Raw genomic sequence first — 21,754 nt, 5'->3', positions numbered from 1 at the left:
CACCTGGCCCGATCCCGGCGCCGACAACGGCCTGCAGCGCCTGCGGCTCGCGCTGATGCCCTGCGCGGATGGGTGGCGTCAGGCGGCGGTTCCGGCGGCGGCCCGCGCGTTTCGCGCCCCCACCTGGTGCCACCCAGCGGCCGAGCCAGCGGCCACGCCACCAGCAGCGGCGCTCGCCCTGGGCTCGGCCCAGCTCGACCCGGTGGTGATCGCGCCGGATGCGGAGCCGGGCGTGGTGCGGCTCACGGTGCAGAACCTCTCGCCCTGCCGGCAGCCGCTCGGTTTGTCAGCGGGGTGGCAGGTGATCGGGCCGGTGGAGGGTGGCGCTCAGGAGCGGATGGATGGAGTCGTGGACGACGGGCCTGCAGAACCGCTGCTGAGGCCCTGGGAGCTGCGCCAGCTGCGGGTGCGGCGGTTGGCGCGCGCTCAGGATCAGTCGTCGTGATCGTCGAACGGATCGGTGAGGCCCTTGGACGGCGGGCCGAAGGCGAGGTAGACCCCGAAGCCGGTGAGGGCGAGCAGCGCCACCAGCACGGTGATCGCGATCGACAGGGCGGGGGAGGAGGTTTCGGTCAAGGAAGGGGCGGCTGCTGGGGGTGGCGGAGGTGGATCACAACTCTCGACAGTGACCGCGCCGGTCTCCGCCTCGACCCTTACAGTAACGATCCCCATCCATGTGTCCGAGAGGCTCACCCGCCATGGCGCAACGCACCCCACTGGGAAACCTGCTCCGCCCGCTCAACTCCGAGTACGGCAAGGTGGTGCCCGGTTGGGGCACCACGCCGGTGATGGGCATCTTCATGGTGCTGTTCCTGGTGTTCCTGCTCGTGATCCTGCAGCTGTACAACAAGTCGCTGCTGCTCGACGGCATCACCGTGAACTGGAACGGCCTCGGCTGATCTGCCTCTGAATCCTCCGGCCTAAGAGTCCGGCGGCACAGGCTGCCGGGCCTGCCGCTTTGCCGCCTGTTTTCGCCTCAGTTCCTGACCCAGGCTCCGCTGCATGAACATCTTCGGGATCGGGCTGCCGGAAATGGCGGTCATCGCGGCCATCGGCCTGCTGGTGTTCGGCCCGAAGCGTTTGCCCGAGCTGGGGCGCACCCTGGGGCGCACGCTCAAGGGGTTCCAGTCGGCCTCCAGCAACTTCGAGCAGGAGTTCCGCAAGGCGATCGACTCCGAAGCCGACACGGTGGTGACCGCCAACAGCGTGGCGATCAAAGAGGCTCCCGCCCCCGCCGCTGAGACTGTTGCGCCTGCACAGGCCACCACCGCTGCTTCTCCCGTTCCAGCAGCCAGCTCCGCCGCAGCGGCTGAACCCCCCGCTGCCAGCGAACCGCCTGCGGCGGCCGCCTGAGTTCAACGCTTCGCTTCTGCCACTCCGCTCCGCTGCTTCGTTCCGCCACGGCCATGACCGCCTCTTCCACGCCGGGCGGTGAGGCCCGCACGGGCGACCTCCAGCTGGTTGTGGGCCTGGGCAATCCCGGCGACAAGTACGCCCGCACGCGCCACAACGTGGGCTTCATGGCCCTGGAGCGGCTGGCGGCGCGCGAGCGGGTGAGCTTTCGCGCCAATGCGCGCCTGCAGGGCCTGCTGGCGGATGTGGGCCAGGGGGCCCAGCGCCTGCGGCTGCTGATGCCCACCACCTACATGAACGAGAGCGGCCGGTCGATCCGTGCCACGCTCGACTGGTTCGGCCTGCGTCCTGACCAGATGCTTGTGCTCGTCGATGACATGGACCTGCCGCTGGGCCGCCTGCGGCTGCGCCTGGCCGGCAGTGCCGGCGGCCACAACGGCCTGCGCAGCACGATCAGCCATCTCGGCAGCCAGGAGTTTCCCCGCCTGCGCATCGGCATCAGCGCCCCGGCCGATGACCCGGTCACGCGCAAGGCCCGCACGATTTCCCACGTGCTGGGCCGCTTCGAGCCCAGCGAGCAGGCCTGCGTGGAGGCGGTGCTCGACGAGGTGCTGGCGGGGCTGGGGGTGATTCAGCGGCTGGGCTATGAACGGGCCGGTAATCGTCTGAACAGTTTTCAGCCCACAACGGCTTGAGGCTGCTTCCAGCAGCTTCATCTGGTCCCGCTTTCGTCTGGCTCCATCTGCCTGTCGATGCTCCGCCTCCCGTCTGACTCCGTGCGTTTCCTTCCTCCGTGAGCCGTCTTCCCGCCACCACCGCCCAGCTGCGGGTGCTGCACCAGAGCTTCACCCAGAAGCTGCTGGAGGGCGAGGTGGTGGCCGGCGGCTTCGCCTGGACCTTCCGCTGGGCGTTCGATCGCGGTGAGCTGACCGTGGAGCCCTCGCTGGGTCGTGCCCTGATCCAGGACGCACTGCTGCGCTTTCTGCTCAAGGCCGACTACCAGCTGGAGCCCGGCGGTGACTACGCCTTCACGGTGCGGGCGCGCTTCTAGAAGGCGGCCGGCGGCAGGGATGGGGGCCGCGTCAGCGGATGGCCGAGGTGGCGTTCGAGCAGCAGCTGGGCGACGACATCGTCCCAGGGGCGGGGCGGCTGGCGCAGGCCTTCGGGCAACAGGCGCCGCCAGCCGCGTGGCGGGAACAGCTGCCAGAAGCGCCGCCGTGCCTCCAGGGTGGTGCTGCGCTCATCCACCAGCTGCAGGGGCAGCAGCGGCGCCAGGCGCTGGCTCCAGTGGCGGCTGCCGGTGCCATCGCCGAGCACCACGCCGGCCACCGCGCCTTCGGCCTGCCAGGCGCGCAGCTGCGCCAGCGCCTGCTCAGGCTCCAGGATCAGGGCGGCCAGCACCTGCTGCCGCGCCGGGTCGCAGCGCACCAGGCCGCACTTGCAGCGGCCCGGATCGAGCGCAGCGAGGGGGCCATGGGCGGGGAGCGGCAGGGCCTTTGGCTGCGGCTGCGGCTCTGGCGGCGGTGACGCGGCGGCCGCCGGCGTGGGGCTCATGAGGGGCGCTTCGGCGAGGAGGGGGGGGTGGGGCCGCCATCGAGGCGGCGAATCTCCAGCACCACCGGATCGGGCGTTTCGGCCTCGCGCACGGCCACGGCCTCCAGGCTGACGGCCTGCCCGGCCGGCCGCTCACTCAGCTCCCGCCCCAGCTGGTTGAAGCTGGCCACATCGAACTGCACCCCATCCACCAGCGACCCTTGCCGCTGCGCCTTGGCGAAGGAGGCGGCCAGCAGCAGGTTGAGCCGGTTGCGCACCTGCTCGGGCGAGATCTCGTTGCCTTCCAGCCGCGTGGTGGCCATCACTTCGCCTTGGCGGATCACCTGCTTGTTGGGCCGCAGGTCGGGGAAGCCGAGCACCTGCTGCTCGCCGCGCAGCACGTTGGCGGCCGAGAGGATGCTCACCACCCAGTTGCCACCTTTCTGGATCAGGGCCTCCAGCTTGGCGATGTCTTCACGGGGCACCAGCAGGATCGGCCGGTTGACCGGTTCCCCCGGCAGCACCCGCTGAAAGGCCGACTGATTGGCCTGGCGCAGCAGGGCATCGATGGCGGCACGGGCCTGGCCCGGCTGCTTGACGCTCACCTTGGCGGTGGCCAGCGGCTGGCCGCTGCTGATCACCACATCGCCGCGGCGCAGGGCGATCAGCTTGGTTTCCAGATCTTTGAGTTCGGCCTGGCCGGAGGCGATCTGCCCCTTCACGCGGGCCAGCTCCGCTTCAGTGCGGCGGATGTCCTGGTCGCGGGCGCGGATGTCGCTGTTGAGCCGATCGCGCTGGCGCAGCAGCTGCTGCTGCTGGTTCTGCAGCGGCTGCAGCTCACGCCGCAGGCGGCCCGCCTGCTGCTCCACCGCCACCAGCTGGCGGCGCGCCTGCTGGCGGCCCCGTTCGGCCCGGCCCACGGCCTGCTGGGCGTCGCGCTGGGCCGAGAGGCTGCGCTTCAGGGCGGCATCGCTGCGCTGGACGGCGTCGCGGCTGTCCCGCAGCTTCTGCTCGAGGCTGTCGAGCTCGAACAGGCCGGTGCGCAGCCGCTGGCTGACGGCCAGCATCAGTCCGAGCGAGACGGCACTGATCAGGCTGCCGGTGAGCACCGTGATCAGCACCGCGGTGTTGCGCGGGCGGAGGTTGAAGAGGCTGAGCCGGGCCTTGCCGACGCGGCTGCCGAGGCGATCGCCGAGGGTGGCGAGCACCCCCCCGAGGGTCAGCAGGGCCAGGATCAGCAGCCAGCCGGACACGATTCAGGGCGAGGGGGTCCAGTATCGGTCGCGGGCCTTCAGCTGAAGCGTTTGGCCAGCGCCACCGGATCGAACACGGTGATCTTCTTCCGGTCCACCTGCACGAGGCCGGCCTGACGCAGGTCGCCGAGCAGGCGGGTGATGGTGACGCGGGTGGAGCCGATCGCTTCGGCGATCGCCTGGTGCGACAGGCGCAGATCGATGGTGATGCCCTCGGTGCCGGGGACACCGAAATCGCGGCAGAGCACCAGCAGGAAGCTCACCAGCCGCGAGGACATGTCCCGGTGGGTGAGGGTCTCGATCATGGTCTCCGTCTGCAGGATGCGGGAGGAGAGGCCCTGGAGCAGCAGCAGGCCCACGCTGGCGTCCTGCTCGATGGCGCGCCGCACGGAGCTGGCCGGGGCGGCCACCAGCTCGACGCGGGTGAAGGCGACGGCGTGATAGAAGCGATCGGAGCGCTGGCCGGTGAGCAGGGAGAGCACGCCGAAGAGGCTGTTCTCACGCAGCAGGGCCACGGTGATCTCCTCGCCGCTCTCATAGACGCGGGACAGCCGCACGGCGCCACGGCGCAGCAGGTAGACGCGCTCGGCCGGGTCGCCGGGGAAAAAGATCGTTTTGCCGCGCTCCACCGTTTCGCTGGTGCAGCCGCTCAGCCCACGCATGACGTCCAGCAGGGTGCTGGAGCCACTGGCGGAGGAGGCCAAGCCGCTGGTGACGGGCGCGGGGGTGGTGCTGGTGCGGCTGAATCCGCGCATCGCGCCGACCATGACGGTTGGACAAGTGGTTGGAAGCTACGGATCGACTTCCGTGCTCCATGTAGCCGATCACACTAACTGGACGGTTCCCTGTGGACATCCGTCTGCAGAATCCCAGTGCCGACGGGATTTCCGCAAAGTAGTACAGGGCTACACACTAGGGGTGGTGTGCGATTGGTGTTTCGGGGCCTGGCGCCGCTACATTCGGCTTCGCGATCCACTGGGGTGTTGATGACGGCCAGCCTGCTCAACCCCTCCATGCCCACTGGTGGTGTGCCTTCTGGTGCTGGCCCTGCCGGTGGCCCCCGCTCCCACGGCCCGGGGCGCCCCCATGGCGCGGCAGCGGCTGCGCCCGTGGCCGCTGTGGCACCCACGGCACCCGTGGCACCGCGCCCGCTGGCCCTGGTGCCCCCCGCCCAGACCGAAGGCCTGCTGCAGGTGCACACGGCGCCGTTTCGCGGCAGTTTCTCCGGCGTGTTCAGCCAGGCGCTGCGCAGCGCGGGGCTGGGCAGCCGGGTGCTGATCAGCCAGTTCCTCAAGGGCGGCGTGGATCAGGGCCTGGAGCGCAGCCTGTGGCTGTGCGGCCGGCTGCAGTGGCTGCGGCCCGCCATGCCCGCCTGCCTGACTGAACCGGCCGACGCGGAGCCCGAGGGGCCCGGTGCCCAGGAGCAAGAGGCGGTGCTGGAGGTGTGGGGCTACACGCAGCGCCAGCTGCTGGACGGAGCGGTGGATCTGATGGTGCTCGACGAGCTGGGGCTGGCGATCGCGCTGGGCTACCTGCCGGCGGCGGAGGTGGAGGCCACGTTGGAGCAACGGCCCGCCCATCTCGATGTGATCCTCACGGGGCCATCGATGCCGCCCGCGCTGCTGGCGATGGCCGACCAGGTGACCCAGCTCCGCCGCAACTGCTGATCCGATGCTCAAGTGCGACCGCTGGATCAACGAACAGGCCGCGGCGGGCATGCTCGAGCCGTTCCAGGCCACGCTGGTGCGCCACCTCGACGCCGAGAACCGCACGGCGCCGGTGCTGAGCTACGGCTGCTCCTCCTACGGCTACGACCTGCGGCTGTCACCCAAGGAGTTCCTGATCTTCCGGCATGTGCCAGGCACGGTGATGAACCCGAAGCGGTTCAACCCGGCCAACCTGGAGCCGGCGCCGCTGCACCACGACGACGACGGCGACTACTTCATCCTGCCCGCCCATTCCTACGGACTGGGGGTGGCCCTGGAGCTGCTGCGGGTGCCGGCCAACATCACCGTGATCTGCCTGGGCAAGAGCACCTATGCGCGCCTCGGCATCATCGTGAACACCACCCCCGCTGAAGCCAGCTGGGAAGGCCACCTCACCCTGGAATTCAGCAACTCCTCCGGCGCCGATTGCCGTATCTACGCCAGCGAAGGCATCTGTCAGCTGCTGTTCTTCGAAGGCGAACCCTGCCAGACCACCTACAGCGACCGAGCGGGCAAGTACCAGCACCAGCCGGAGCGGGTGACGTTGGCGAAGGTTTGATGTTGGTTACGGGGAGTGGGGAGTTGCGGAGCAGGCTGATGTGGCTTGTGTTTGCTTTCTATTTATGGGCTTAGAAGCTGAGAGGATTGAAGCGTTTGCATGGCTTCAAAAGTCTGTGGGTTAAGCAGCCTTCCCATCAGAAGAAGCCAGCCGGCTGTGTATCAGTACGCACAGTGGTTATCTGACCCGCGAACCAAAGTGGTTCATCTCAGCAGACTGGCCAGAGCCCCTGCAGCAAAAGGCTTGAAGGATGCTTGGGGAAGCCTTGTCACTGTGGTTTGCAGAAAGGGAACGCCTATGGGGTGTGGTTTGCGGAACTATCCAAGAACAAGTTAGGCGTCTCAAAGCAACCCCTCGGAGTGCCACTATGGAGTTCTCAAGCAACAGCATCTTGCTCGCGCTGTTTACGGGCGTTATAGCTGGACTCACCAGTTACCTTACCTCCTACTCGAAGGTCAAGGCTGAAGTACGGGCTGCGACTGAAGATTTGCGGCAGACGATACAGAATCTGGCCAAAACGACACGAGCTGTAGAAATTGAGAAGGCTCGCGTAGCCTCCGATGCTGCATTGGCGTCTGACTGGAGGAAGTCCGTCTACGCTCTCGCTGTATCTGCTCAATCACTTGCGCACTCGATGTGTTGGTTATCCTGGGATGCGAAGAACCGAGGAACCGTTCGTCCTGATATGTCAAAGCTGTACGACACCGAGGCACATAAGCTCCTTCCAGAGATGTTTGGCCAGCTCGCCGTTTTGTGGCTGTTGGACAAGGAACTCCATGCCCGCGCGTACCCATATGCATCCAAGCTCACAGCACTAGATGCCAGGTTCGGGGAAGCGATTATCCTTGCCGAGAGGAATGAGGCCGAAGCCGTACAAGTGTTTCGTGAATTGCACGCAGACTCCTACAAGGTGCAGATGGAGATCGACACTTTATTCGGTGGCAAGCTTCAGTTGCTTGGCCCCACAAATAGCGCACAGTCGCTTGTGGGAAAGAGTGACGCCTAACCCGCTATTCAACCGGACCTGCCTTCGGCAGGCCGGTTAATAGCAACGTTATGCGGCATACTGATGCCATGAATCAAGTTCAAGCTAGGCAAGCCGTTCTTGCCGATCTGCAGGTTCTCGCACCGCTGCTAGATGCCTATCGTGTCTTCTACGGAAGCGACAGCGATGTTGAGGCAGCGAGCCAATTCCTGTTAGAGCGTTTCAACAAGGGAGAATCAGTGCTCTTCATTGCGATTGCCGCGGACACTGCTGTTGGCTTTTGCCAGCTCTATCCATCCTTTTCCTCTGTTTCACTGGCAAGGACATTTATTCTCAATGATCTGTATGTGATGGAGAGTTATCGAAAGCAAGGCATTGCGACCATGCTTCTTAAGGCAGCTGTTGAGTTTGCCAAGGATCACGGAGCCTTAAGGCTGACCCTTTCAACTGCAATCACCAATCGCACGGCTCAAAGTCTCTATGAGCACGCTGGTTGGATTCGCGATCAGGACTTCTATGTTTACAGCCTCAAGTTATCCGCATAACATCCTGCTGCACCTGACCGCCTTTACAGAGGCTCTCTCAAACTTGGAGCTCTCTGCGGCAGGTGAGCAGGGCGTTAGACTCACGTGGAAGTGCAACGAGGATCCGAGATGAATGACGATATCTTCCGCCGTTTCTATGCAGCACTGCCGCACATCAGTGGGTGGATTGACGAGTTCTTGAATGATCATGCGGCACAATCTCAGGCAGTATGCACGCTGGGGTTTCCGCGCCTATCTGCAAGCTTTTCTCAGGAATTCCTAGAGCGTGCAAAAGTGGTGACAGTTGCGAGTGTACCGTTCCCCCCGGTCGCTCAGTTTAGCTTACCAGAACTAGCCCCCATCCAGCAGATGTCGTTTGCAGGGATCACATACAAGGATACGTTCTTCCTTCAACAAGGCCAGAACTCAGAAAGCCTCCACTTCCACGAACTAGTCCACGTCGTTCAGTGGGAGAGACTGGGCGTCGACAACTTTCTTCTAGCGTACGGTGTCGGGCTTGTTCAGTTCGGCTACAAGCATAGCCCTCTTGAGCAAATGGCCTATTCGCTGCAAAAGGCCTTCGATAATAATAGTCTACCAGAGGATCTCATAAGTTTCATAGAAAGTAGCACTGATGCTATTTGGGCTGATGTCGCGCCAGTACTTAAGGCGATGGCAGGAGCCTAACATCAAGATGCAGAAGGCGGGAGTACAAGTTGTTCCCTATGCTAAGGAATTTACCCGCTTCTGATCTTGGCGTTGGGCTAACTAACCCCATTAAACCACAGAGTCAGAGCGGAAACGTAGTTCTTCTGCTGAAACCTACAGGGGAGATGAATTCTCATTTCCATACCATTCCACCGCATATTCATAAAGACTGTCAAGAACCTCAGAAAGCTGTTTCCCACGCTCAGTCAATCTATATGCGACTTTAGGAACCGTGCCTTGCTCAACTTGACGGTCGATAAGCTGAATGGATTCCAGCAAGCGCAATCTATCTGCAAGTGCCTTTGTGGATATTCCATCAACCTTGCGCTTCAATTCACCAAAGTGCAATTCGCCACGGGAGCTTAGGATCCACAAGATGTAGATCGTCCACTGTGCCGAAATATGGCCAATTAATAATTCAAGCGGGCAGCACATCTGCTTGACCATTGGAGGGAGTAGGTAGTTACCAAATGGAAACCAATTGACTTGTGCGTCGGATGGCGCGAGGTTTGCGCTGTCCTGAGCAGGCCCAACGCTAGACCATGGGAACGCTACTGCACATTGACTCAAGTCCTCGCGGCGAGAATTCCAGCTCGCGACTACTTGCCAGCACCTTCATTGCAGCATGGAAGAAGAACCATCCTGACGATCATATTATCTATCGCGACCTGAGGAATACGTGTATACCTCACATCACAGAAGAATGGATTGCTGCAGATTTTACCCAAAGGGATACATTGACTGCGGAGGCGCGTCAAGTGCTTGAACTGTCCGACATATTGGTAGACGAGTTCCTTGCCGCAGACAGATGTTTATACAGCGTTCCGATGTATAATTTCGGAATCCCATCCAGTTTTAAAGCCTACATCGATAATCTTGTTCGCTTTGGTCGAACATTTAAATCTGATCACGGATGCTACCAAGGGCTTGCAAAAGAAAAAAAGGTTCTATTTATCACCGCTCGCGGCGTTGAGTATGGCTCAAACTCGCCCTACCACGGATGGGATGCACAAGAGCCTGGGCTAAGGTATGCATTCCAGTTCATGGGAGTTTCTGACATCAGCTTTATCCATGCATGTGGCCTTGACTTGGGAGAGGAGTCTCGGCGCAGCAGTATTGAAAAGGCCAAAGGCGAAGTGAAGAGCTTTTTGTCATCCTGGTAGTTGACGAGCAGCCCAGCATCAAGATCCAGCGGACGAGATCAGTAGAGTGTTCAAGTCGACCATCTCGTGCTCGCCGCTGATCTTGAGCGTTAGCCTTTCGAGTAATCGTGAATGCGCGACCCTGAGGAGTTTCCTGATGTCAGCCCTTAGCTACCGTGACTGGGATGTATGGATCAACTCAACCTACTATGACGGTAGAACATATGACGGTTACTTCGAGCTCACAATTGTGGGAACTCTCATGGTTCCGCAAACCCTGGAGTATCTCGCCGAGAGCTACGAGGTGCGGCAACGTCAGTTCACCAGAGTGGCTCGGGCAAATCCAGATATCGTTCGTCAAACAATGCATACGGAAGAAGGAAACCTATGCCTCAGGGTGTACGATCGCCTCGACACCAATGCTGATCTAGCTGGACTCCTACGCTCCCTGAATTCCTTCCTAGAAGCGGTAGGTTTGGCTACTGACTCGCCTCTCTCCAGTCAGAAAATCCGGTTTATCTCTTTCCACGAAGGAAAGCTGCTGGTAGCTAACCGTCGGTCCGTCGGTCGGGGCATGGCTTTCGAGCTTGAGGAAAGAGGCACAGCATCCCAAAAACTAGCCGAAGATCTAGATTACTATCTTGACCACACTGATTCGAACCTAGTTGTCGGGCGTCGGCACTATATGACCGGCATGCAGTTGCTCGGGATCGAAGACGCAGTCACCGGCCTTTTAGATGCTGCCTACATGCAGTTCTATCAAGGCTGCGAGGCACTTTGTCGGGACCCCCGCGGCAGCCTTGAGCCGTCCAAACAGCATATCGCAGCCCTTCAACTGCCTGACAGCCGTGACTTGCAGATCATCGCCCACCAAGTGTGGCGCGTAAGACACAAATACTTTGGGCACGGCGACGTTGCATACAATCTAGAAGCTAATCTTGGGCAGGCTAGCGCTGCCGCTGTGGCCAGACAGGTGCTGGTTGCCCGCTATCTATGCCGCAGGCTGATTGACGCGCAGGCTCCATCCGGGGCACATCTAGTGCGGGAGATGAATTTGGCATTCGGGCAAGCTTGTGCGGCTTTTATGGGCAGCGTGCAGCAGCTAGAGGAGGATTTTCGCGTCCAGTTTGATGGAAGAACTTCCAAGATTTACCACGCAAACGGACAGGAGATTGAAGAGTACACCTTGGCGTAACAGGCTAACAAGCGTTTGGCATCTGACGGCTTACCCTTCCGCTGCGCTCCAAGGCAAGCCGCGGCTCAAGCGGAACGTTATACGGATCATGCATTCCATCCCGAATGAGCTTTGGGATGGCGGCCTCTGTACAATCAGTTTTATCGAACGCTTTGACGATGGTAGCCAAACAACAGCCACGGCCTCAGGTCACGTTTATCGAGCAGAATGCCCCAGTCGATGAGTACGGGCGTGCGCTCTACGCAGTAGCACGCTCGGTCTTGAGGGCTTTCATCGATTCCGTTACCAACGAAGACCTAACTGATCTAAATACTCCCATCGAAGATGTCTCGATGCGGCAGCTTGCAAAGATTGCAAGGCCGGAAAGGGACAAGGGCATGAAAGGCGATGGTTTTGAGTGGGCTGTTCATGAAGCAATTTCTGGCATGGAGCCGAATGTAATAGATCCAGTTCTATACGCCCTGCGCAGAGCCTGCAGGAAGGTCAAGGACTCTGCTCCCACGTCATTGATGTTTGGGTATGAACGGGCTAAGTATCTGGGTTTTCTAGATGCAGTTGTTGAAGGGGCCGGCGATAACGCTTACTTGCTTCCTGAAGGGAGAGGCAGGCCATTTAGCTTTGGGCCTTGGGTATGCACGGCCGCCATGGGGGAGGTATCAGAGGTCTTCTTGCCGAAAAGAATTGAGAAGATTTGGAAGACAGATCTATTCTTGTCTAGCAAGGAAGATCCACGGTACTTTGCAGCTACAATCAAATCAAACTATAATGCGCTTGAAGGTGGGTCTGGTTTGAGAATTGGAATAGTTCCTGAGTCAACAGCCACAGGCAATAAAGCAGGCGTCCGGTACGATTCAAGGCACGGGTTGTGGGTTGTCTCGTTGGCTGATCCGAATGGATTTATGGGGCTCTATAATGATGCCTATCATGCTGTAGCTCGTGCAATGTGCAGTCTTGGGAAGCTTGCCGCTCCTCCTTACTATACAAAGCCATCGGCCAAGGCACAGCGAGTTCAAGAACAGTTGGAAAAGCATCCAAACGCTCGTGTGCTTGAAATTGAATCCGCCTTGAATGATGCGGCTCAACAAGACCTAGTGGTTTCAAGTCATAAGCTTGTTGGGGTCAATGCACCTGATTGGCTACATATAAAGCAAATGGCACCCAGGATCATATCTCCCAAGCCACGTTTTGAGAGGATTGATTAGACTCGTATGACATTGTCATCCACCAGATCCGCTTCCCTGAACTTACCCGTATTGGCCACCAGCACTATGCGGCCTGGTGATGGCAAGCGTTGGACGGACGTGACTAGCACCACAAGATGAGCAAGCACGAAACCCCGTTGACTCATCGCTACTGGAAATCCGTTGGCGGCACACTGGTCAAAGAGTTTCTGGCGGTCCGCCGGAGGGCTGGCGTTGGGCGGCGTCTCATAGACGCCATCATTCTTCCAAACGGACCGCATCGTGTGGCTCGCTCGGCTGAGGTGGATCTCAAGGGCCAAGACGTAATAGTCGTTCAGACCAAAGCATCGCGCCTTGGGATGTACGTGATGGGCCAGGCTCTATTCTCGGCAGAGCTCGTTCGGAGGTTCCAACCCGCCAGCGTCAAGTCGGTAATCATCTGCACGGCGGATGATCTCGTCCTTCGACCGTTGCTCGATCGCTATCCACATGTTGAAGTCGTCTTGATTGATGCCGCCCAACAACAGCATGAAGCTGACGGCGCTCCTCGCCGCAGCAGATGCTGAGCGTTATGTGCCTCTGGGACCGCAAGCTGGCCGGCAATCCCTAACTTTCCTAGGAGAGGCTGATGCATTCTGTTTTCGCGAGACTTGTACAGTCACTACTGCTTGTTTCACTTGTTGCTGCTTTGCTTGGCTGTGCGGCTTGAAATGGAGGAAATGCTGTGTTTGGAGTTCGGTATCTTGAGATTCCAGTTAGCGACATTGAGCGCGCTGTTGATTTCTATGAGTTTGTCTTTGGTGTTGAGCTAAAGCGCGTCGTCGTAGATGGGTACGAGATGGCCCACTTCCCGACGCTTGGTGATGGGAAAGGCGCTGACGTGGCGCTCGCTCAAGGCGATGTCTACATTCCGTCGAAGGCAGGTGTAATTGTCTACTTCCATGTCCCTGATATCGACGTTGTGATTTCGCGTGCAGCCGAGCGAGGAGCAGAAACGCTCCATGCAAAGAATGAGGTTATGCCTGACACATGGGTTGCAGAGTTTGAGGACTCGGAAGGAAACAGGGTGGCGTTAAGTCAGAGGAGCGAGTGAGCGCTGTCTTCTCCTTGCTCCGAAGATGTCGCCATATAGCTATTCACTCAAGCGGCCACATCAATCGCGAAGCGATTGATGTGGCCGCTTAGTTCAGGCGTTAGGCACTGCAGGCCATGACTTTCTCGCAAGACGAACGTGCGGCGTTGCTTTCGGTCAAGGGCATCGGACCGACGATCGTTCAGCGGCTTGAGCAACTTGGGTTCAGTTCGTTGGCCGAGCTCGCTGTGGCAGATGTCGGCGAGATCGTTTCGTCAGCGGCGGCGTTGGTTGGTTCGAGCTGCTGGAAGAACAGTCCATAGGCTCGGGCCGCAATCCAATCGGCTGTCGCACTGGCAAAGTCGAGGCAGTAGTGCCTAACTATTCGCTAAAGCGGCAGCTCAAACGTTAGCCAGGCGAATCACGCAGCTCATGAACGACCTGGACAGCACCGTGGTTTCGATCCTCGACGCGAGGGGGGCAACGCCCGTTTGTCGAAGCACCATGGTGGCAATCACCGGAATCGACGGTTGTGGCAAGGGCTATGTCACGGCACGGATCGCGAAGATCCTCCGAACACATGGCATTCGGGTGGCGACGATCAATGCGGACGCGTGGTTGAACCTTCCCAGTAGACGCTTTGCTGCCTCCAACCCCGCTGAACACTTCTACCTCAACGCGATACGCTTCGACGACATGTTCACCCAGCTTGTCCTTCCGCTTCGCGATCGCCGCTCGTTGCGCGTTGAGGTTAACTACGCGGAGGAAACTGCAACCGCATACAGGCGGCACCTTTATGAGTTCGAGCGGATCGAAGTGATCCTGCTGGAGGGGATTTATCTCCTGAAACGTGCTCTGCAATCTCACTACGACAGATCATTCTGGATCGACTGCACCTTCGAGACGGCGTTGGAACGCGCTGTCTCACGAAGTCAGGATGGCCTGTCTCCAGACGACACAGCCCGTGCGTACCGAACGCTTTACTTCCCCGCGCAGGACATTCATATCGCACGGGATGATCCCAGAGCGGCCGCCACGGCGATCATCAGCAACGATCCCCGGCTCAGTGCCGATGGTGCGCAGAGTCGATGGGCCGGCTGAGAATGCACACGCCCGACCCAAGCTTTGTGGCAGGCGACGGACTCAGACGAGCCCTCGAACTGCTCATGTCACCGTATGGTCTTACGGGCGACCTGCCACCTGGGCTGCCAGAGACCGGGGTCGGTGAGGCTCGGGTTCTTGAAATGATGTCCGGACGCGTCCTTGGAGAGGCTGCCCGGCTCGGCTCATCCAGCTCGTTCGCTCACATGGACCCGCCCACGCCGTGGATCACGTGGGCGATGGCCTTGTGGGACGCCAGCCTCAACCAGAACTTGCTCCATGAGGTGACATCGCCCTTTGCCACCCAGGCAGAGGCGCTTGTCCTGGCTTGGCTGACGCCGTACTTCGGCATGCAGGGCGGCCATTTCTGCTCCGGTTCAACGATTGCCAATCTCACTGGACTCTGGGCGGCGAGAGACGCTGCAGGCGTGAAGACCGTCGTGGCGTCTGATGCCGCGCACCTCAGCGTCGAGAAGGCCGCCCGACTGCTCGGGCTCGCGTTCGTGAAGGTCCCTGTTGACGCGCTAGGGCGGCTGGATCGCGAGCAACTGCCTGACCTGAGCGACGCCTGCCTGGTGCTGACCGCTGGCACGACCTCGACGGGTGCGATCGACCCTCTCGATCTGGTCGGCACCGCGAAATGGACGCATGTCGACGCGGCGTGGGCAGGCCCACTACGACTCAGCCACGCTCACGCCGGCAAGCTCGACGGGCTCGATGGCGCTGACTCCGTGGCGGTATCGGCGCACAAGTGGTTGTTCCAGCCAAAGGATTCGGCACTCGTACTATTCCGCGATCTCGAGGCCGCGAATGCGGCAATCAGCTTCGGCGGCGGCTATCTTGCCAAGCCCAATATCGGGGTACAGGGCTCGCGATCTGCTGCGGCCATTCCGCTGCTCGCGACCCTGCTCGCCTGGGGGCGCGAAGGTCTTGCGCAGCGACTTGATCGCTTGATGGAGGTGGCTGACGCGCTGGCGGATGCGATCGAGTCAAGCGATCACCTGGAGCTCTGGAACCGGCCGCAATCAGCGATCAATGTGTTTCGTCCAACGAACCGACAGAGCGACGCCTTCATCCAGGCCGCTCCCGCAGGCATGTTGTCGACGTGTGTTCTTGAGGGTGAGACTTGGGCTCGGTCGGTGGCGGCGAACCCTTCAGTAGACGTGGATCTTGTGATCGAGAGTGTTCTCGCAGCAAGTCGGGCTAATGTCTAACAGGCGCTTCGAGCAGGCGCACAGCTCACACGTACCACGTTGGGCAGAAATGCACCGACAGACTTCCATTTAAAGCCTCGAGCAACCATGCCATACGTTCACATTCAGATCACACGCGAAGGTGCAACAGCCGAGCAGAAGGCAGAGCTCATCCGTGGTGCCACTGAGCTTTTGGTGCGAGTCCTGAATAAAGATCCAGCTACGACCTTCGTGGTGATCGAGGAAGTGGATACTGATAATTGGGGTGTCGGCGGTGAGTCTGTGACGACACTCCGCCGCCGAGCCAAAGAAGAGGCAACATGACGACGACTCCTCACGCGGCGGCCTATGGTGAAGTCGCTGCTCTTATGCAAGACTACTTCGATGGGCTTTATCATGGTGACACGCAACGTTTGCGTCGCGTGTTTCACCCTGAAGCAGTGTATGCCACGGCATCCGAAGAAGATCCACTCATCCTGCGGATGAATGAGTATTTTGAAATCGTCGACAGCAGACCATCTCCCGCCTCCCGCGGAGAGCACCGAACTGATCAAATCCTGTCGATTGAATTTGCCGGGCCAGTTACAGCCGTTGCAAAGCTGCGATGCTCGATTGTTCCTAAGCACTTCATTGATCTCCTGTCTTTGATTCGCGTGGAGGGGCGCTGGCAGATCATCGCCAAGGTCTTTCATTTCACTGTCCACGCCCCTGTATGAAGACAGAGCCGAATAAAGCGATGCAGCCGCGCCACGCATGGGCGCTGCTGAGCTTTGACGTTGGTCATGATGTTTGCTAAGGAGGAGGCGATGACCGACGTCGTCATCAGACACGTAGAGCAGGACGACTATCAGCCGATCATCTCGATCGTTGATGAATGGTGGGGTGGTCGGCCCATGGCCGCCATGCTCCCCAAGCTCTTCTTCGTCCACTTCCGCTCCACCAGCTTCACCGCCGTAGCGGATGGTCAGATCGTTGGGTTCCTCATCGGGTTCGTTTCGCAGACCTTCCCCGACCAGGCCTACATCCACTTCATTGGCGTGCATCCCGCACGTCGTGGAGAGGGGTTAGGGCGCCGCCTCTATGAGCATTTCTTTGCCACGGCCGCCTCGCTTGGCTGTCGCACTGCTCGATGCGTCACAGCTCCGGTCAATCGCACCTCGATTGCCTTCCATCGCCGCCTTGGCTTCTCTCTCCTTGACTCCGACCACAAGGTTGAGGGCGTTCCCGTCGCTGTGGGCTACGACGGGGAGGGTGAAGACCGCGTGATCTTCACGAAGGATCTGGATTATCCTGATAGCCACCGGTGATGCCCACCTTGCAGGCCGCACCGACTAGCGGCGGAGCCACTTGCAGTGTATCTCCTAAGTATTGGCTTCACGCGAGTGGACCATCACGGTTCAATGAATTGGACATGACTTTGGAGGTATCACATGGGTTTAGAAATCGTTGAGAAAAGTGTTCTTGTCATCTGTAAGAGGCCAATGCTTTTAACTTTGGGCTGGGTCGATCACTTCTATGCTGCATCAGCAAACACTGGTCATGGGGCACTTGGGTGGGGCCGCTAGGGATCGAGCTCACAGGGTTGGTTCAGGTCACCTCTCAAGAGCTTGAAAGGGTCGAGCGGTTTCTATAAGTCATCGCCATACGCTTGATCCGCCACCACAGAGCCACATCCGGTCCAAGGTGTCTCTGCGGCTAAATCTTGGCCAATGGTGGCCAAGCCACGCGGGCGAAGCATCCGCCCACGATCCGTAGCTCAGGGGCTACAGTGGCGAGATGAGGGTCGCCAAAACCGATGCCTACCAAGCGTGGATTGACGGCCTCAAGGATCAATCTGGAAGAGCGCGCGTGCTCATGCGCGTGGATCGCCTCATTCATGGCAATCCCGGCGCATCCCGAAATCTCACGGAGGGTGTTGCTGAATTGAAGATTGATCTGGGCCCTGGCTACAGGGTTTACTACTCCATCCGGGGTGATCGGCTTCTATTGCTTCTCGCTGGAGGCAGCAAAGCAACCCAGCCGCAAGACATCGCTAAGGCTCTTGAGTTGAACCGACAGTTTCAGAGCTACTTTCAATGACCCAAGCGCAACCAACTTCCCATTCGCAAGCAGCCCGGCTCACTCCCTATGACGTGGCTGAGCATCTGAGAACGCCAGAAGAAATTGCTGCTTACCTAGATGCTTGGCTTGAAGAAGCGCCTGAGGATGTCGCGGGCATTGCCCGAGCTTTGGGCGATATTGCCCGAGCAAAGGGCATGTCACAAGTGGCAAAGGATGCTGGCCTTAGCCGAGAAAGTTTGTATCGGGCACTCAGCTCCGAAGGAAATCCAAGCTTTGCCACAGTGCTAAAGGTTGCCAAAGCTCTTGGGTTGCGATTCCATGCTCAGGCCATTCACCAAGGCGGTGAACAAACCCCTTGAATCGGCAGACCAGAACACGTTGATTTCTGGTGCCAGAACGACCTTGACTGACACCTGGCGGAAGCGTTGCTCGATCTCCCTCTCTCGCCTTCAACGATTGGCGCGGCCCAGGCTTAACGCCTCCTCGCTCAAGGCGCCAGCCGCGCCTTGTGCAGCCGGCTCTTCTCATACCACTCCGCAAACTGCGGCACCCAGCCCTGCAGATGGGGCCACATCAGATCGCAGAGCTCACGGATCTCCTGCTGAGCATCGAGCTTGGCGCGTAGATCGAGGAAGTGCAGAAAGGCTCGCAGGGTGAAGCTCACCACGAAGTGCTGGCGGTAGTCGAACGGCAGGATGCCGCGGGCGTGCTCTTCCGCATAGCCGGCATCCAGCAGATCGCGGTAACGCGCCGCTGCAGCACGGCAGAGCTCCAGATCAATGGCCCGCTGCGTTTCGTCGTAGATGTATTTCTTGCCTTGGCGGTCGCTATAGGCGCCCACGGGCCGTAGATAGAACACTTCTTCCAGGCCTACTTCATTATTAGCGGCCTTGCGAATTCGGTCGCCCGTATATCTCATCGACTGCACATCGAAGCTCACGCCAACACGATGGGTGCGCGCCTGTTGCATCACCGAGTGGGGGAACCAGCCCACGTTCAGCACAATCTGGGCGTGCTCGAGCGGGCCGTAGTGGCCGCGTTCGCCGGCCAGTAGGCGCTTCACGCAGATCTCACCAGCCTTGGTTTCATCCGGCCAGTCGGCGCGGTCGGCGGCCACGAAGCCCTCGCTGTAGTCCTGATGCATGCCGGCATACACGCACTGCTGCGGGTTCGGGGTGGCGGCGATCAGCTCAACCCGGAAGCGGGGATCCATGGGCGGGCTCGGTGAGGGGTGGGTGTGTCGTCAGCCGTGGCTGCGCGGGCCGACGGCGGCGGGGTCGCTGCTTTGCGGTCCCTGCTCCAGTCCACTGCTCTTGCCGACGCCGGCCAGGCGTGGCAACGGTTTGTCGTCGAGCAGGGCGATCGTGATCGCGGCCAGTTCCGCCGGGCTGCGCAGGCCCAGCGAGCGGCCGATCGGTTGGCCCTTGCGGTTGAACAGCTCCAGCTGCGGGATGCCGTTCACCTCATAACGATCGAGCTCCGGGCCCCAGCGCGGGTTGTCCACATTCAGCAGCACCACATTCAGCTTCCCGCGGTTCTGGCTTTCCACCGCCTCCATCGCCGGCGCCATCGTTCGGCACGACTCACACCAGTCGGCGTAGAACTCCAGGATCGTGGGACGTCCATTCGCCAACGCCACCGGCAGCTCCAGCGACCGCCGCGCCAGCTGCTCCAGCGGCGCCTGTGGTTGCAGCCAGCCGCGCGCGAAGAACAGCACCAGTGCCAGCAGGGCGGCCAGGCCGGCCAGCACCATGCGTTCGCGGCGCCCCAGTGGTGGTGAGGAAATGGGGTCGATGGGCGGTTCGGTCATCGGGGCGTGGATGGCTCGCCTCGGGCTGGGGCACTCTGGCAGCTACGCGCTGCAGGCCGGGGCCGCCTGCGTCAGCATGGGGTTTCGCAGCGCCCACCCCTCCGTTGAAGCGCCGCCTCACCCTTCACTTCCCGCGCCAGGCGGTGCATCAGCCGATCACCTACCGCCTGGCGGTGGATTTCGACATCGCCGCCAAGATCCTGCGCGCCCAGGTGGCCCCCAACCAGAGCGGCACCATGGTGGTGGAGCTCTCCGGCGACATCGACGAGCTCGACGCCGCCGAGCTGTGGCTGGAAAGCCTTGGCCTCTCGCTCGATCGCGCCCCCGGGGAGATCCGCATCGACCCGGCCCGCTGCGTCGACTGCGGCATCTGCTCCAGTGTCTGCCCCAGTGGCGCCCTTAGCAGTGCGCCACCCGATTGGCGGCTTAGCTTCGATGCCCAACGCTGCCTGGTCTGCGAACAGTGCATCCCCAGCTGTCCGCTCGAAGCGATCGCGCTGGTGCTGGAGCCCCGATGACTTCGCCTGCCCCCCGTCTGCGCCGGCCATGGTGAAGGCCCAACCGCGTAACGGCCCGGTGCGGGCCCTGCTGCGGCTCACGCTGCTGCCCGTGCGCGCTCCGTTCCTGGTGGTGCTGCTGGCGGTGAGCGCCTACCTCGGCATGCAGTGGGTGCTGGTCTACCCGCACGAAGCAGTGTCACTCCTCGCCCTGCCGCGCCACCAGCAGCTGTTCTGGTCGGTGGAGTGCCTTCACTCGCTGATGGTGGTGGTGCTCTGCACCATGCCCGGCTACCTGCTGGCCCAGGTGTCGCGGCTGATGAACGCCAGCAAGGTGTTCACGCTGGTGTTCTCGCTGCTGGTGGTGAGCGTGCTCGCCATCTACATGATCGATCTGGGCCGCCTGGTGGCCGAGGTGATGATCCTGGGCTCCTCGGTGTTCCTGGCCCGCCTCGACCTTGCCCGCATCCGGGTGGTGCCCCCGCCGCCGCAGCTGGCCCTGGTGCTCAGCCTCTACGTGCTGGTGGGCATCGGCCTGGGGCGCTGGCTGTTCCTCGAGGGGATCTGGCGGCCGCTGCAGGTGTGAGTGGGCTGATCGAGGCTGCGGCCTTGCGGTGGATGCTCAGCAGCCTTGCTGTTGCGCCAGCGCCTGGTAGCTCCACACGTTGCCCAGCACCTTCTTCACGTAGAGGCGGGTTTCGGGGAACGGGATCGCCTCCACCCACAGTTCCGGCTCGCGGCTGAGCGAGAGGCTGGGGTCGGGCGGTTCCTCCAGCCAGGAGCCCACGGAGCCCTGGCCGGCGTTGTAGCTGGCGGCTGTGAGGAAGGGGTTGCCGCTCCACTGGCGCAGCCGCTGGTTCAGGTAGCGGGCCCCCAGCGGCACGTTCACCTCCGGTTGGCGCAGCTGTTCATCCGACACCGGCGCCCCGGCCAGCTCCGCCGCCGTGGCCGGCATCAGCTGCAGCAGCCCCACGGCGCCGACCGGCGAGCGCACCCCCGGCGTGAAGCGCGATTCCTGCTTCGCCACCCCCAGCAGCAGGGCAGGGTCGAGCCGCTCCGCCGTGGCCGCCGCCCCGAAGATCGCGCCGAAACGCAACGGATGCAGCGCCTGCTCCAGCGGCAGGCTGGCGCGGCAGCTGGCGCCCACCCAGCGCAGGCTGGCCAGTTCCAGCTGCCCCAGGCTCGTCCAGTCGTCGCCCACGCCCTGGCGCAGGCGGCCCTCCACCGTGAGGTCCGCCGGCTGCTGGGGCGGCTGGTTGCGGCGCGCCGTGCGCCAGCGCTCCCAGCTCTCCAGCGGCTGGTCCAGCCGCCACAGGCGGTTGAGGTTGCCGTTGCCGCTGCGCAGCGGCTGCCACGGGGGGGCGGGCGGCATGGTGTCCTCGCTGCTGCCGTTGCTGCGCAGGGCGAGCGGGGCATCCAGCCCCAGCCGCACCCGTGCCCGCCAGCCGTAGTAGCCCCAGGGGTTGCGCTCCAGCAGCTGGCTCCAGGAGCGGCGTGCGGCCGCCTGCTCGCCCAGTTCCTGCTGCGCGTAGCCCAGCCAGAACAGTTGCCGTGCCGCCAGCGGGCTGGGCAACTGATGCGGCTCCAGCGCCGAGAGCAGCACCGCCGCCGCCGCCCAGCGGCGCTTCAGCAGGGCCTCGCGCGCCAGCTCCCACTGCAGCTCCCAGCTGGCGGGATCGGTGGGCCAGCGGCCCAGCACCTGCTGCCAGCCCCTGCCGCTGGTGGCGGCGCGGCGGGCTGCCACCGGCGCGCTCTGCTGCAACGCCTGTGGCAACCGTGCCAGGCGCGCCAGGGTCGTCGGGCTGTCGTTGCCGCTCAGCAGGCGGGCGGCCTCCAGCGCTTGCGGTGCCTTCGGCCAGCGGCTGGCCAGGGCCAGCAGCC

Annotated in this window: 32 protein-coding genes and 1 pseudogene; 25 read left to right on the top strand and 8 right to left on the bottom strand. The window is 61.6% G+C overall.

Annotation, left to right across the window (positions count from 1 at the left end; genetic code table 11):
- Positions 1-445, top strand: a pseudogene (locus KBY86_RS14750) (alpha-mannosidase); the annotation flags it as partial.
- Here KBY86_RS14750 and psbN read toward each other — a convergent pair.
- Positions 433-576: a photosystem II reaction center protein PsbN gene (psbN, locus tag KBY86_RS14745; protein ID WP_233133062.1), complete on the bottom strand. Its 144-nt coding sequence runs from the start codon at positions 574-576 to the stop codon at positions 433-435. The pseudogene KBY86_RS14750 and the gene psbN sit on opposite strands and share 13 nt — an antisense overlap.
- Positions 577-698: 122 nt before the next feature.
- Between psbN and psbH the strand changes: the two genes are divergently transcribed.
- The 4 genes from psbH to KBY86_RS14725 all read left to right on the top strand — a co-directional run bounded on the left by psbH (position 699) and on the right by KBY86_RS14725 (position 2,404).
- Positions 699-899: a photosystem II reaction center phosphoprotein PsbH gene (psbH, locus tag KBY86_RS14740; RefSeq protein WP_071800830.1), complete on the top strand. Its 201-nt coding sequence runs from the start codon at positions 699-701 to the stop codon at positions 897-899.
- A 103-nt stretch (positions 900-1,002) separates the two neighbouring features.
- Positions 1,003-1,353 (top strand): TatA/E family twin arginine-targeting protein translocase, encoded by a 351-nt coding sequence (locus KBY86_RS14735; protein WP_255141681.1) that lies wholly within the window; start codon positions 1,003-1,005, stop codon positions 1,351-1,353.
- A gap of 53 nt (positions 1,354-1,406) precedes the next feature.
- Positions 1,407-2,048 carry an aminoacyl-tRNA hydrolase gene (pth, locus tag KBY86_RS14730; RefSeq protein ID WP_094513593.1) on the top strand — a complete coding sequence of 214 codons (642 nt, stop codon included), beginning with the start codon at positions 1,407-1,409 and terminating at the stop codon, positions 2,046-2,048.
- A 98-nt stretch (positions 2,049-2,146) separates the two neighbouring features.
- Positions 2,147-2,404, top strand: coding sequence for a DUF3146 family protein (locus KBY86_RS14725; RefSeq protein ID WP_094513590.1), 258 nt, complete (start codon positions 2,147-2,149; stop codon positions 2,402-2,404).
- Here the strand turns inward: KBY86_RS14725 and KBY86_RS14720 are convergent.
- The 3 genes from KBY86_RS14720 to ntcA are packed head-to-tail and all read right to left on the bottom strand — an operon-like array spanning position 2,401 to position 4,906.
- A complete protein-coding gene (locus KBY86_RS14720; protein WP_255141680.1) occupies positions 2,401-2,907 on the bottom strand; it encodes a resolvase in 507 nt (168 codons plus the stop codon). The two genes, KBY86_RS14725 and KBY86_RS14720, sit on opposite strands and share 4 nt — an antisense overlap.
- Positions 2,904-4,139 carry a DUF3084 domain-containing protein gene (locus tag KBY86_RS14715; RefSeq protein ID WP_094513586.1) on the bottom strand — a complete coding sequence of 412 codons (1,236 nt, stop codon included), beginning with the start codon at positions 4,137-4,139 and terminating at the stop codon, positions 2,904-2,906. The genes KBY86_RS14720 and KBY86_RS14715 overlap by 4 nt, the downstream gene beginning before the upstream one ends.
- 38 nt (positions 4,140-4,177) lie before the next feature.
- Positions 4,178-4,906: a global nitrogen regulator NtcA gene (gene ntcA, locus KBY86_RS14710; RefSeq protein WP_094513583.1), complete on the bottom strand. Its 729-nt coding sequence runs from the start codon at positions 4,904-4,906 to the stop codon at positions 4,178-4,180.
- 219 nt (positions 4,907-5,125) lie between these two features.
- Here ntcA and KBY86_RS14705 point away from each other — a divergent pair, with 219 nt between their 5' ends.
- The 5 genes from KBY86_RS14705 to KBY86_RS14685 all read left to right on the top strand — a co-directional run bounded on the left by KBY86_RS14705 (position 5,126) and on the right by KBY86_RS14685 (position 8,600).
- Positions 5,126-5,806: a cob(I)yrinic acid a,c-diamide adenosyltransferase gene (locus tag KBY86_RS14705; protein ID WP_315855873.1), complete on the top strand. Its 681-nt coding sequence runs from the start codon at positions 5,126-5,128 to the stop codon at positions 5,804-5,806.
- A gap of 4 nt (positions 5,807-5,810) precedes the next feature.
- Positions 5,811-6,404, top strand: coding sequence for a dCTP deaminase (dcd, locus tag KBY86_RS14700; protein ID WP_094513575.1), 594 nt, complete (start codon positions 5,811-5,813; stop codon positions 6,402-6,404).
- Positions 6,405-6,795: 391 nt separating this feature from the next.
- On the top strand, positions 6,796-7,410 hold the full coding sequence (locus KBY86_RS14695) for a hypothetical protein (protein WP_255141679.1): 615 nt from the start codon (positions 6,796-6,798) through the stop codon (positions 7,408-7,410).
- 68 nt (positions 7,411-7,478) lie between these two features.
- Entirely contained in the window at positions 7,479-7,934 is a 456-nt protein-coding gene (locus tag KBY86_RS14690) for a GNAT family N-acetyltransferase (RefSeq protein ID WP_255141678.1), read from the top strand.
- Between the two features lie 108 nt (positions 7,935-8,042).
- Positions 8,043-8,600 (top strand): hypothetical protein, encoded by a 558-nt coding sequence (locus tag KBY86_RS14685; RefSeq protein WP_255141677.1) that lies wholly within the window; start codon positions 8,043-8,045, stop codon positions 8,598-8,600.
- A 135-nt stretch (positions 8,601-8,735) separates the two neighbouring features.
- Here the strand turns inward: KBY86_RS14685 and KBY86_RS14680 are convergent, their stop codons facing one another.
- Complete coding sequence (locus KBY86_RS14680; RefSeq protein ID WP_255141676.1) at positions 8,736-9,068, bottom strand: helix-turn-helix domain-containing protein; 333 nt, start codon at positions 9,066-9,068, stop codon at positions 8,736-8,738.
- 95 nt (positions 9,069-9,163) lie between these two features.
- Between KBY86_RS14680 and KBY86_RS14675 the strand changes: the two genes are divergently transcribed.
- The 13 genes from KBY86_RS14675 to KBY86_RS14615 all read left to right on the top strand — a co-directional run bounded on the left by KBY86_RS14675 (position 9,164) and on the right by KBY86_RS14615 (position 17,925).
- Positions 9,164-9,784, top strand: coding sequence for an FMN-dependent NADH-azoreductase (locus KBY86_RS14675; protein ID WP_255141675.1), 621 nt, complete (start codon positions 9,164-9,166; stop codon positions 9,782-9,784).
- Positions 9,785-9,866: 82 nt separating this feature from the next.
- Entirely contained in the window at positions 9,867-10,958 is a 1,092-nt protein-coding gene (locus KBY86_RS14670; RefSeq protein WP_255141674.1) for a hypothetical protein, read from the top strand.
- A gap of 116 nt (positions 10,959-11,074) precedes the next feature.
- Positions 11,075-12,160 (top strand): hypothetical protein, encoded by a 1,086-nt coding sequence (locus KBY86_RS14665; protein WP_255141672.1) that lies wholly within the window; start codon positions 11,075-11,077, stop codon positions 12,158-12,160.
- 116 nt (positions 12,161-12,276) lie between these two features.
- Positions 12,277-12,705 (top strand): hypothetical protein, encoded by a 429-nt coding sequence (locus KBY86_RS14660; protein ID WP_255141671.1) that lies wholly within the window; start codon positions 12,277-12,279, stop codon positions 12,703-12,705.
- A gap of 158 nt (positions 12,706-12,863) precedes the next feature.
- A complete protein-coding gene (locus KBY86_RS14655) occupies positions 12,864-13,232 on the top strand; it encodes a VOC family protein (RefSeq protein ID WP_255141670.1) in 369 nt (122 codons plus the stop codon).
- A gap of 116 nt (positions 13,233-13,348) precedes the next feature.
- Positions 13,349-13,534, top strand: a complete 186-nt coding sequence (locus KBY86_RS14650; protein ID WP_255141669.1) for a helix-hairpin-helix domain-containing protein — start codon at positions 13,349-13,351, stop codon at positions 13,532-13,534.
- Between the two features lie 109 nt (positions 13,535-13,643).
- Positions 13,644-14,312 (top strand): uridine kinase, encoded by a 669-nt coding sequence (locus KBY86_RS14645; protein ID WP_255141668.1) that lies wholly within the window; start codon positions 13,644-13,646, stop codon positions 14,310-14,312.
- A gap of 206 nt (positions 14,313-14,518) precedes the next feature.
- Positions 14,519-15,526: a pyridoxal-dependent decarboxylase gene (locus KBY86_RS14640; protein WP_255141667.1), complete on the top strand. Its 1,008-nt coding sequence runs from the start codon at positions 14,519-14,521 to the stop codon at positions 15,524-15,526.
- A 39-nt stretch (positions 15,527-15,565) separates the two neighbouring features.
- Positions 15,566-15,829: a 4-oxalocrotonate tautomerase family protein gene (locus KBY86_RS14635; RefSeq protein ID WP_255141666.1), complete on the top strand. Its 264-nt coding sequence runs from the start codon at positions 15,566-15,568 to the stop codon at positions 15,827-15,829.
- Entirely contained in the window at positions 15,826-16,221 is a 396-nt protein-coding gene (locus KBY86_RS14630; RefSeq protein ID WP_255141665.1) for a nuclear transport factor 2 family protein, read from the top strand. The genes KBY86_RS14635 and KBY86_RS14630 overlap by 4 nt, the downstream gene beginning before the upstream one ends.
- 90 nt (positions 16,222-16,311) lie before the next feature.
- Positions 16,312-16,812: a GNAT family N-acetyltransferase gene (locus tag KBY86_RS14625; protein WP_255141663.1), complete on the top strand. Its 501-nt coding sequence runs from the start codon at positions 16,312-16,314 to the stop codon at positions 16,810-16,812.
- 469 nt (positions 16,813-17,281) lie between these two features.
- Positions 17,282-17,584 (top strand): type II toxin-antitoxin system RelE/ParE family toxin, encoded by a 303-nt coding sequence (locus tag KBY86_RS14620; RefSeq protein WP_255141662.1) that lies wholly within the window; start codon positions 17,282-17,284, stop codon positions 17,582-17,584.
- Positions 17,581-17,925 (top strand): addiction module antidote protein, encoded by a 345-nt coding sequence (locus tag KBY86_RS14615; RefSeq protein ID WP_255141661.1) that lies wholly within the window; start codon positions 17,581-17,583, stop codon positions 17,923-17,925. Before KBY86_RS14620 ends, KBY86_RS14615 begins: the two co-directional genes overlap by 4 nt.
- A gap of 128 nt (positions 17,926-18,053) precedes the next feature.
- Here the strand turns inward: KBY86_RS14615 and thyX are convergent, their stop codons facing one another.
- Together thyX and KBY86_RS14605 are read right to left on the bottom strand one after the other, a co-directional pair.
- Positions 18,054-18,779: an FAD-dependent thymidylate synthase gene (gene thyX, locus KBY86_RS14610; protein WP_255141660.1), complete on the bottom strand. Its 726-nt coding sequence runs from the start codon at positions 18,777-18,779 to the stop codon at positions 18,054-18,056.
- 30 nt (positions 18,780-18,809) lie between these two features.
- The gene (locus tag KBY86_RS14605) at positions 18,810-19,376 is read right to left on the bottom strand and encodes a thioredoxin domain-containing protein (RefSeq protein ID WP_255141659.1); all 567 of its coding nucleotides are present in this window, start codon (positions 19,374-19,376) and stop codon (positions 18,810-18,812) included.
- Between the two features lie 104 nt (positions 19,377-19,480).
- Here KBY86_RS14605 and KBY86_RS14600 point away from each other — a divergent pair, with 104 nt between their 5' ends.
- Positions 19,481-19,894 (top strand): NIL domain-containing protein, encoded by a 414-nt coding sequence (locus KBY86_RS14600; protein WP_094513552.1) that lies wholly within the window; start codon positions 19,481-19,483, stop codon positions 19,892-19,894.
- A 28-nt stretch (positions 19,895-19,922) separates the two neighbouring features.
- Complete coding sequence (locus tag KBY86_RS14595) at positions 19,923-20,459, top strand: hypothetical protein (RefSeq protein ID WP_255141658.1); 537 nt, start codon at positions 19,923-19,925, stop codon at positions 20,457-20,459.
- Positions 20,460-20,495: 36 nt separating this feature from the next.
- Here the strand turns inward: KBY86_RS14595 and KBY86_RS14590 are convergent.
- On the bottom strand, positions 20,496-21,754 hold a 1,259-nt coding region (locus KBY86_RS14590; RefSeq protein ID WP_255141657.1), incomplete at its 5' end, for a lytic transglycosylase domain-containing protein.

This window comes from Synechococcus sp. Lug-A (assembly GCF_024345655.1).
Taxonomy (GTDB): Bacteria; Cyanobacteriota; Cyanobacteriia; order PCC-6307; family Cyanobiaceae; genus MW101C3.
This window is presented reverse-complemented; position numbering and strand designations above follow the sequence as displayed.